Annotated in this window: 10 protein-coding genes; 5 read left to right on the top strand and 5 right to left on the bottom strand. The window is 69.9% G+C overall.

What is annotated here, in order from left to right; all coding sequences use genetic code 11:
• Nucleotides 1–237: 237 nt before the first annotated feature.
• Nucleotides 238–921: a hypothetical protein gene (locus AB0G17_RS37095; protein WP_361392637.1), complete on the top strand. Its 684-nt coding sequence runs from the start codon at nt 238–240 to the stop codon at nt 919–921.
• Between the two features lie 56 nt (nt 922–977).
• Here AB0G17_RS37095 and AB0G17_RS37090 read toward each other — a convergent pair whose 3' ends face one another.
• Complete coding sequence (locus AB0G17_RS37090) at nt 978–1640, bottom strand: hypothetical protein (protein WP_361392633.1); 663 nt, start codon at nt 1638–1640, stop codon at nt 978–980.
• Nucleotides 1641–1803: 163 nt separating this feature from the next.
• Here AB0G17_RS37090 and AB0G17_RS37085 point away from each other — a divergent pair, with 163 nt between their 5' ends.
• A complete protein-coding gene (locus AB0G17_RS37085) occupies nt 1804–1959 on the top strand; it encodes a hypothetical protein (protein ID WP_361392631.1) in 156 nt (51 codons plus the stop codon).
• 263 nt (nt 1960–2222) lie between these two features.
• Here AB0G17_RS37085 and AB0G17_RS37080 read toward each other — a convergent pair whose 3' ends face one another.
• On the bottom strand, nt 2223–3233 hold the full coding sequence (locus AB0G17_RS37080) for a 2-oxoglutarate and iron-dependent oxygenase domain-containing protein (protein ID WP_361392628.1): 1011 nt from the start codon (nt 3231–3233) through the stop codon (nt 2223–2225).
• 557 nt (nt 3234–3790) lie between these two features.
• Here AB0G17_RS37080 and AB0G17_RS37075 point away from each other — a divergent pair.
• Nucleotides 3791–3985, top strand: coding sequence for a hypothetical protein (locus tag AB0G17_RS37075; protein ID WP_361392625.1), 195 nt, complete (start codon nt 3791–3793; stop codon nt 3983–3985).
• A 68-nt stretch (nt 3986–4053) separates the two neighbouring features.
• Here AB0G17_RS37075 and AB0G17_RS37070 read toward each other — a convergent pair whose 3' ends face one another.
• Nucleotides 4054–5688 (bottom strand): M4 family metallopeptidase, encoded by a 1635-nt coding sequence (locus AB0G17_RS37070; protein WP_361392622.1) that lies wholly within the window; start codon nt 5686–5688, stop codon nt 4054–4056.
• Between the two features lie 339 nt (nt 5689–6027).
• Between AB0G17_RS37070 and AB0G17_RS37065 the strand changes: the two genes are divergently transcribed.
• A complete protein-coding gene (locus AB0G17_RS37065; protein WP_361392619.1) occupies nt 6028–6426 on the top strand; it encodes a nuclear transport factor 2 family protein in 399 nt (132 codons plus the stop codon).
• A gap of 113 nt (nt 6427–6539) precedes the next feature.
• Here AB0G17_RS37065 and AB0G17_RS37060 read toward each other — a convergent pair whose 3' ends face one another.
• Nucleotides 6540–6950, bottom strand: coding sequence for an organic hydroperoxide resistance protein (locus AB0G17_RS37060; RefSeq protein WP_361392616.1), 411 nt, complete (start codon nt 6948–6950; stop codon nt 6540–6542).
• Nucleotides 6951–7066: 116 nt separating this feature from the next.
• Here AB0G17_RS37060 and AB0G17_RS37055 point away from each other — a divergent pair, with 116 nt between their 5' ends.
• Nucleotides 7067–7549 carry a MarR family transcriptional regulator gene (locus AB0G17_RS37055; protein ID WP_361392613.1) on the top strand — a complete coding sequence of 161 codons (483 nt, stop codon included), beginning with the start codon at nt 7067–7069 and terminating at the stop codon, nt 7547–7549.
• A 52-nt stretch (nt 7550–7601) separates the two neighbouring features.
• Here the strand turns inward: AB0G17_RS37055 and AB0G17_RS37050 are convergent.
• A partial coding sequence (locus tag AB0G17_RS37050; protein WP_361392611.1) for a substrate-binding domain-containing protein occupies nt 7602–8051 on the bottom strand: 450 nt, incomplete at its 5' end.

Raw genomic sequence — 8051 nt, 5'->3', positions numbered from 1 at the left:
TCGTACTGGACGTACGTGGGCTTTCGCCCGGTGCGGCGAGAGTGCGTGCCAGGCGTCGCAGGACAGACGGGAATTTGACGACAGGCCCTAGGGCGGCGCCCCGGCGACATCGGTTATCGGCCATACGCGTACATATCCCGGAAGATGCCCCCTCGCGCCCCTTAGCGTGATCCCGGATGCGTCGGCCGGCGCAGCACCACAGGGCCCGCGGGGGCCTCGGGCCAGGGAGTCGCGGGAATGAATCGACGGTTGGGCACCCTCGTCGCGGTCGGCGCGCTGACCCTCGGCGTGACCGGCGCGGGCACGGCGGCGGCGTCGGCCCCGTCCTCGTCCTCGTCCGGGGCGGGCCACACGGCGACGGCCGAGATCTTCGCCACCAACAACACGGCCACCATCACCGACCCCGCCGACCCCCGCCTCAGGACCCGCCTGACCCGCTTCGACCGCGAGGTCCGCGACGTCATCCGCACCCACGGCGGCGAGGCCGGTCGTTCGACGCTTCTGGACGGCGTGTTCTGGTCGTCGGACCTCAAGCAGGCGACGTACGAGCGCTCGCGCGAGTTCGACGTCAACCACGTCGGCGCGGCCGGGCTGCACCACATCGCCGACATCATCCGCAAGCAGTACAAGCAGGAGTCCGTCCTGACCTTCCGCCACCTGCCGCGTACCTCGCCCGAGACCAACGCGGTCGACATCGAGGCGACCGGAGTGACCTCGGGCGAACTGCACGACGCGCTCCTCGCGGACCCCGCCGCCCGCGACGAACTCGGCGGCGGCTCGGTCACGGCCCGGGGCGGCCGCCTGATCCTCATCGCCCCCCTCGCCGACCTCGACCTCGCCAAGAAGTTCGTGGGCGAGCTGGGCGTGGACTGGAACACGGCGGAGGTGCGGTACGGGGCCGAGGAGTTCGTCGCCGGTTAGCGCACGGCCGGGGCCCTCGCCGCCCGGTGTCGACGAGGGCCCCGAACGCGTCGGCGTCACGACACGTAGAGCTTCCCGGGGCGCGGGTAGGTGGACCGGTAGCCGGCCAGGTCACGGGCGTCGGACGGCTTGAGCTTTATGCAGCCGTTCGACTTGTAGTCGCTGTTGCCGTCCCAGCGGTAGGGCTCGCTGGAACCCTGCTTGCCGCTGGGGAGCATCTCGCTGTGGATGAAGAGCTCCGTGCGGTTGGTGCCCTTCCCGTGGGGCTTGCAGTGCTTGTCCCCGATGTACCAGGAGATGCCGTTGACGCCGTGCGGGCCGCCGGGGTGGTGCGCGTCGAAGGTCTTGATGTCGTACGTGGCGCTGGGCAGCACCCCTCGCTTCGACAGGCACGAGTTCGTGCTGCCCGTCCCCGACCCGGCACGCCAGCTCTTCACGGTATACGTGTGGACCTTGTCCGGATTGACGACCTGGACGTAGACCAGGCTCAGCCGCGAGTTTGAGGTGTCCTTGCGGTTGATCTTGAAGGAGAGGTACGTGTAGCTGCGGGACGCGGCGGCCTTGGTGGTCGTGGCGCTGGTGGCCGACACGGCCGACAGCTGCTGTGCGGCCTTGGCGGGCGTCGGCGCGGCGTGCGCCGGCAGGACGCCGATCCCGGTGACGGCCATCGCGACGACGGCGCCGTACGCGAACTTGGACTTCCCCCGTACCGTACTCATGGAATCGTTCCTTTCCTGAGTGATCCCCGAAGGACTCATGTCCTCGGTGTGTGGAACACCCTAGGAATCGCGGCTACCGCCTGGCATTCACCGTGGGTTTGAACCCATATGAACTTCGGTGGCAGTCCCGGGAGACGGCTCATACCTGGGCGGTAGGTCGCTCGTGGTAGACGGCTCGTGCCCGGCGGGCGGCGCCGTGGGGTCCGCGCCGGACAGGAACGCGGTGGCCTGTGCCTCGATATGGACGGCGCCCACCGCCCTCGCCCAGCGCACGATCAAGCTGGTCGTGGGCGTCGGGTCCGGGCCGGGGGCGGCCTGACGCCCGGTCATTCCGAACGTGCTCGTCCGGTCACACCGTGTGACCGCATGTGTACCACCCGCCCCGCGGCTCGCAGGGCGGGCCTGGCGCAGCCGAATTGGCCACTTTAAGTGGTCGCACAACCCGTGCATTTCGCGGAAGTACGGCGCAAGCTGGAATCGGAGCCGGGTCGTCTATCCCCGAGCAGACGGCCCCGCTCTCTTTGGGGCGCCGCCGGTCGCGGGAGGACGGCGCCCCGAAAACGTGCCCGCGTGCGGACCCGCTCAGCTCACCAGCTCCGGGTGGTGCAGCCGCGCCACCTGCGGGTGGGCCCGCAGCCAGCCCTTCAGCTCGTTGCGGCCGTACTCGGCGTGCAGCGGGTTGTCGGCGCTGTGCGCCACACCCGGCGCGTGCGCCAGATAGCCGCCGGGGACGGTGTCGATACGGGCGTCCAGGCGCGGGTTGTAGAAGAACGGCACCGAGTACCGCTCCACCGCTCCGGGTGGCGAGACCACCCGGTGGTCGGTCGCGGAGAGATAGCCCTCCGTAGCGATCTCCAGGAGCTCACCGAGGTTGACGACGAAGGCGCCGGGCAGCGGCGGAACGTCCACGAACCCGTCACCGAGCCGGACTTGGAGTCCGCCCACGGAGTCCTGGAGCAGCAGCGTGAGGAAGCCGTAGTCCTTGTGGGCGCCGACGCCCTGCCCGTCGCCCTCCGGAGCGCTGCCGGGGTAGCGGATCAGCTTGGTGTGCAGATGCGGGCGGTCCGCGAAGGCGGCGTCGAAGAAGTCGGCCGGGGCGCCGATCGAGGCGAGCAGCTCCTGGAGCAGCCGGTGCGCGACGGCCGCGAGCCGGTCCTGCCAGTCGAGCACCACGGTCCGCAGCTCGGGCAGCGCGTCCGGCCACTGGTTCGGCCCCTCCAGCCAGCGGTACGCCGGGTCGTCGGGCCCCACCACGGGCGCGGGCCGCTCGGCTCCGACGTCCAGCTGGTCGCGCCAGTCCGAACGCCCGCCCGTCAGCTCGTGGCCGATGCGGGTGTAACCCCGGAAGTGCGGCGAGCGCAGATTGCTCAGGGCGAGCCGATCGGCCTCAGACAGGGCGAAGAACTCCCTGGTCAGCCGCAATATGCGGGCGACCTCCGCGTCCTCGATCCCATGCCCGGTCAGATGGAAGAACCCGGTGTCGCGAGCCGCTCGGTGCAGCCCCTCGCGGAAGGCGTCACGCGTGGCCGGGTCATCGGCCTGCGAGAGGTCGACCACGGGAAGTGAGGTGGGAAGCAGGGTGGTGCTGGACATGAGCGGGTTCCGTTTCCGTTCCGGGATGTACGGAGGTCCTGTTCCCGGGGTTGGCGGGAGGACGGCCGGGACGGATCGGCGTGTGGGTGCGCCGGAACCGGAGGGACCGCGACAGGACCGTTGGCAGAAGGGCGAAGGGCCGGGGCGGGCGGAGAGCCGGGCCGGGCCATGGCCGCGAAGGCCGCGAAGGTCAGTCCTGCGGGCGACAGCTCATGCTGGTGACGCGCACGTAGTCCACGTGTCGGCGCATCACGAGAAGAGTCATGCCATGAGAGTACGCCCGTGGCGCCCGGTCGTGGAGGAGACCTTCCCCACACCCCCGCTTCACGCCCGGTTCAGGCGCTGTCCAGGTTGATCCCCTGGGGAGCCGGCGCCACCATCGGGGTTTTTGGCGCGGCCGTCGACGGCTCGGGCGGGTGGCCGTCAGCCCGGGCCGGGCCCGCTGATCCGATCGGGGCAACCCCCAGCCTGTCTACCGCGCCCCGCGGGCCAGGTTGGCGAGAGTCGTACACGATCAGCCGCACACGCCGGCCCGCCCACCAGCCAAGGAACTCCCCATGCTCCGTCGCCTCGCCGTCGTCCTCGTGAGCCTCTCCGCCGCTGCCTGCCTCACCGGCGGAACGGCGGCGGCCGCCGTCTCCTCCGACGACCCCCGCGAACTGACGCCCCGCGAGCAGGCGGGCCTGGAGTTCGCGGGCCATGTGCTCGGCAGCCTCTTCGGCGGTGCGCCGCTGCGCGGCGCGGGCCTCTGACGCAACGAGAACGGGCGCCCGCCCCCGGCAGGGGTGGGCGCCCGTTCTCATGCGGTTTCGCAGCCGGATCAGCTCACGTTGACCGCGGCCCAGGCCGCGTTCACCGCCTTGTACTCCGCGCTGCTCGCGCCGTAGAGCGCGCTCGCCGCGCTGAGCGTGGCGGTGCGGGCGCCCGCGTAGTTGGTCGTCGACGTCATGTACGTGGTGAGCGCCTTGTACCAGATCTGGACGGCCTTGTCGCGGCCGATGCCGGTGACCGTGGAGCCGTTCGACGTGGGCGAGTTGTAGCTGACGCCGTTGATGGTCTTGGCGCCGCTGCCCTCGGAGAGCAGATAGAAGAAGTGGTTGGCCGGGCCCGACGAGTAGTGCACGTCGAGGTTGCCGAGGGTGGAGGACCAGCTGTCCTTGGAGCCGCCGTCCTTGCTCGGCTTGTCCATGTACCGCAGCGGCGTGCCGTCACCGTTGATGTCGATCTTCTCGCCGATGAGGTAGTCGCCGACATCGGTGGAGTTCTTCGCGTAGAACTCCACCGAGGTGCCGAAGATGTCCGAGGTCGCCTCGTTGAGGCCGCCGGACTCACCGCTGTAGTTGAGGTTCGCGGTGGCCGCCGTCAGACCGTGCGACATCTCGTGCCCGGCCACGTCCAGCGAGGTCAGCGGGGCGGCGTCGCCGGTCCCGTCGCCGTACGTCATGCAGAAGCAGCCGTCGTCCCAGAACGCGTTGACGTAGGCCTTGCCGTAGTGGACGCGGCTGTAGGACGCCACGCCGTCGTTCTTGATGCCGTTGCGGCCCAGCACGTTCTTGTAGAAGTCCCAGGTGGTCGCCGCGCCGTAGTGCGCGTCCACGGCCGCGGTCTGGGCGTTGGAGGCCAGACCGTTGCCCCACACGTCGTCCGCGTCGGTGAGGAGCGTGCCCTTGCCCGCCGTCTTGTGGGCGAGGTCGTACGTCTTGTGGGCGCCCCGCGCGGAGTCGCTGAGCTGGTACGTCGAGCCGGACTTGGTGGTGCCGAGCGTCACCTTGCCGCTGTACTCGCTGTTGCCGGTACCGGTCTTGACGGCCTGCCACTGCGAGAGCTTCTTGCCGGTGGTGGCGTCCGTGACGACGTGCAGCTGGCTCGGCGTGCCGTCGTCCTGGAAACCGCCGACGACGGTCTCGTAGGCGAGCACCGGGGTGCCGCTCGCCGCCCAGATCACCTTGCGGGGCGCCTGGTCGGCCGTGGCCTTCGCCGCGCCCGCGCCCTTGGCGGCGGTGAGCGCCTTCTGCTGGACGGTGGCCGCGCCGAGGGCGGGGGTGGTGGAGGCGACCTTGATGGCGGCTCTGGTCGCCCGGGTCACGCCCGCCGCCTTGCCCGCCTGGGTCTCGTGCACGACGAGGTCGCCGCCGAGGACGGGCAGTCCGGCGTAGGTGCGCTCGTAGCGGGTGTGGACGGTGCCGTCGGCGTCCTTGATGACATCGCGGACGACCAGCTTCTCCTGGGCGCCGAGGCCCAGTTCACCGGCGGTCTTGGCGGTGGTGGCGTTCGCCTCGCGGATCAGCTCGGCGCGCTGGGAGGCGGAGAGACGGAGTGGCTGCGCCGAGGAACCGTCGGGCGTGGGGGAGGCGCCGGCGGATCCGGAGGCCAGGCCGGTGAGACCTGCGGCGAGCAGTGCGGCGGCGGCGACGGAGCCGGCGACACGCGTAGAACGCGTTATACGAGAGGTCACGCGAGCGTCCCTTTCTGGGGGAGGTGGGGGGTGCGGGTGCCACGTGCGAGCACAGCGTTGCAGCAGGGGCGCGTACATGTCATTGAGGTATCCGGAGAATGACTGGAAAGCATCTGTGCGGCGGTGAGCCGGGGTGGACGCAGAAGTGGCTTTCCGGCCAAGGGATTTCCGGAGCACCTGGTCGTCGCAGGTCAAGCTGTAATCCGGCTGTCACAATCCGTTGTGGCTGGAAAGTGGCCACTGGTCGCCTACGTCTGGACGCGCGGCTACGAAGGTGGCTACTGTCGCCCGCACCTACTCAAAAAATTGAGTATCGAGGTGCGAGGGGAGAGGTGGCCGATGGCGACGAGTGCCTTCCGTAAGGCCGTGGAGTCCGGGGATCACGCCGCGATCGAGGAACTGCTCGCGGAGAACGTGGTGTTCACCAGCCCGGTGGCGTTCAAGCCGTACCCGGGCAAGGCGATCACAGCGGCGATCCTGCGGGCCGTGAGCCGCGTCTTCACCGACTTCCGCTATGTACGGGAGATCATCAGCGCCGACGGCCGTGACCAGGCGCTGGTCTTCACGGCCACGGTCGACGGGCTGGAGGTCAACGGCTGCGACTTCCTCCACTTCGACGAGGGCGGTCGCATCGACGACTTCACGGTGATGGTCCGCCCGCTGTCCGGCGCCCACGCGCTCGCGGAAGCCATGGGGGCCCAGTTCGACCGCATCCGGGCGGAGGTGGCGGCGGGCTGAGCGGCGCCCGTGCGGCGCGGTTCGCCTCGCGCACGACGAAGCCCGGGGCCGCGAGGGGATACCTCGTGGACCCGGGCTTCGCCCTGAGCGGGAGCCGCTGGTTCGGCCGCTGACTACTCGATGACGAGCTCGACCTCGATGTTGCCGCGCGTCGCCTTGGAGTACGGGCAGTAGGCGTGAGTCGCCTCCACGAGCCGGCGGCCGGTCTCGCCCGCGAGCTCGTCCGGCAGCTCGACGCGCATGACGACCGCGAGGCCGAAGCCGGTGTCGTCCTTGCCTATGGAGACCTCGGCGGTGACCGAGACGTCCTTGGTGTCGACCTTCATCTGACGGCCGACGGCTCCCATGGCGCTGGCGAAGCAGGCCGCGTACCCGGCGGCGAAGAGCTGCTCGGGGTTGGTGCCCTCGCCGTTTCCGCCGAGCGCCGGGGGCATGGCCAGCGGGAGGTCGAGCCGGCCGTCCGAGCTCACGGCCCGGCCCTCGCGCCCGTTGGCGGTGGCGGCGGCGGTGTACAGCGCGTCCATGGGATGCCTCTTCTTCCGTCCGGTGGTGAGCGGCGTCCGCTCTCCTCTGCGCTAAAGAGTTGCACACAACTAAATTGTGCGCAACTCAATGATGGGCGACAAGCTACCCTGGTCCCATGAGCTCCTCGTCGACTCCCGCCGCGTCGCACCCGCCCCTGGCGTCCGACGTGGATCTGCTCCGCCTCGACCACCAGGTCTGCTTCTCCCTGCACGCCGCGTCGCGCGCTTTCGGAGGCGTCTACCGGGAGGCGCTCAAGGAGCTCGGCCTCACGTATCCGCAGTACCTGGTGATGCTGGTGCTGTGGGAACACGGCCCGCAGCCCGTCAAGGTGATCGGCGAGCGCCTGCGGCTCGACTCGGGCACGCTCTCGCCCCTCCTGAAGCGGCTGGAGGCGGCGGGCCTGGTGACCCGTGAGCGCAGCGCCGAGGATGAGCGCTCGGTAACGGTCCGCCTCACGGAAGAAGGCTCTGACCTGCGGGTACGGGCGCTGCCCGTACCCCTGAAGATCCTCTCGGCCACGGGTCTGTCCGTGCAGGAGGTCCTCTCGCTCCAGCAGCTCCTCGGACGGATCACGACGGCCCTGGACCAGGCGCACTGAGCGCGGGACCGCACCACACGCCCACGGCCGGCCCCGACGCCTGTCGTGGCGGTTACTTCAGGCCCATCTCCGTGCAGGCGTCCTTGACGTTGGGCGTGCAGATCTCGGAGGTCGAGTAGACGCCGTCGCGGATGACCGTCTCCTTGATGTTGGCCTGGGTGAGGGCGACGATCGGGATGATCACGGAGGGGACGGCCTTCCGCGTGGGGGAGTCGACCGTGGTCTTGGTGATGATGGTCAGCGGCTGGCCCTTCGCGAGGGCGACGGCCATCTGCGCGGCGACGGGGCCTTCTTGGACGTACGGCTTGTAGACGCTCATGAACTGCTCGCCCATGACGATGCGCTGGACGCCGGCGAGTTCGGCGTCCTGGCCGGTGACCGGGGGAAGTTTGGCGATACCGGCGGCTTTGAGGGCGGTGATGATGCCGCCCGCCATGCCGTCGTTGGCGGAGTAGACGCCGATGACCTTGTCCTTGCCGAGGGCCGAGATCGCGCCCTCCAT

This window comes from Streptomyces sp. NPDC023838 (assembly GCF_040639555.1).
Taxonomy (GTDB): Bacteria; Actinomycetota; Actinomycetes; order Streptomycetales; family Streptomycetaceae; genus Streptomyces.
Note: the sequence above shows the minus strand (reverse complement) of the source record. Positions and strands in the feature narration are given on the sequence as shown.

Coding starts and splice junctions, on each gene's coding strand:
- AB0G17_RS37095 (WP_361392637.1), top strand. CDS start 238: ATGAATCGACGGTTGGGCACCCTCGTCGCGGTCGGCGCGCTGACCCTC.
- AB0G17_RS37090 (WP_361392633.1), bottom strand. CDS start 1,640: ATGAGTACGGTACGGGGGAAGTCCAAGTTCGCGTACGGCGCCGTCGTC.
- AB0G17_RS37080 (WP_361392628.1), bottom strand. CDS start 3,233: ATGTCCAGCACCACCCTGCTTCCCACCTCACTTCCCGTGGTCGACCTC.
- AB0G17_RS37075 (WP_361392625.1), top strand. CDS start 3,791: ATGCTCCGTCGCCTCGCCGTCGTCCTCGTGAGCCTCTCCGCCGCTGCC.
- AB0G17_RS37065 (WP_361392619.1), top strand. CDS start 6,028: ATGGCGACGAGTGCCTTCCGTAAGGCCGTGGAGTCCGGGGATCACGCC.
- AB0G17_RS37060 (WP_361392616.1), bottom strand. CDS start 6,950: ATGGACGCGCTGTACACCGCCGCCGCCACCGCCAACGGGCGCGAGGGC.
- AB0G17_RS37055 (WP_361392613.1), top strand. CDS start 7,067: ATGAGCTCCTCGTCGACTCCCGCCGCGTCGCACCCGCCCCTGGCGTCC.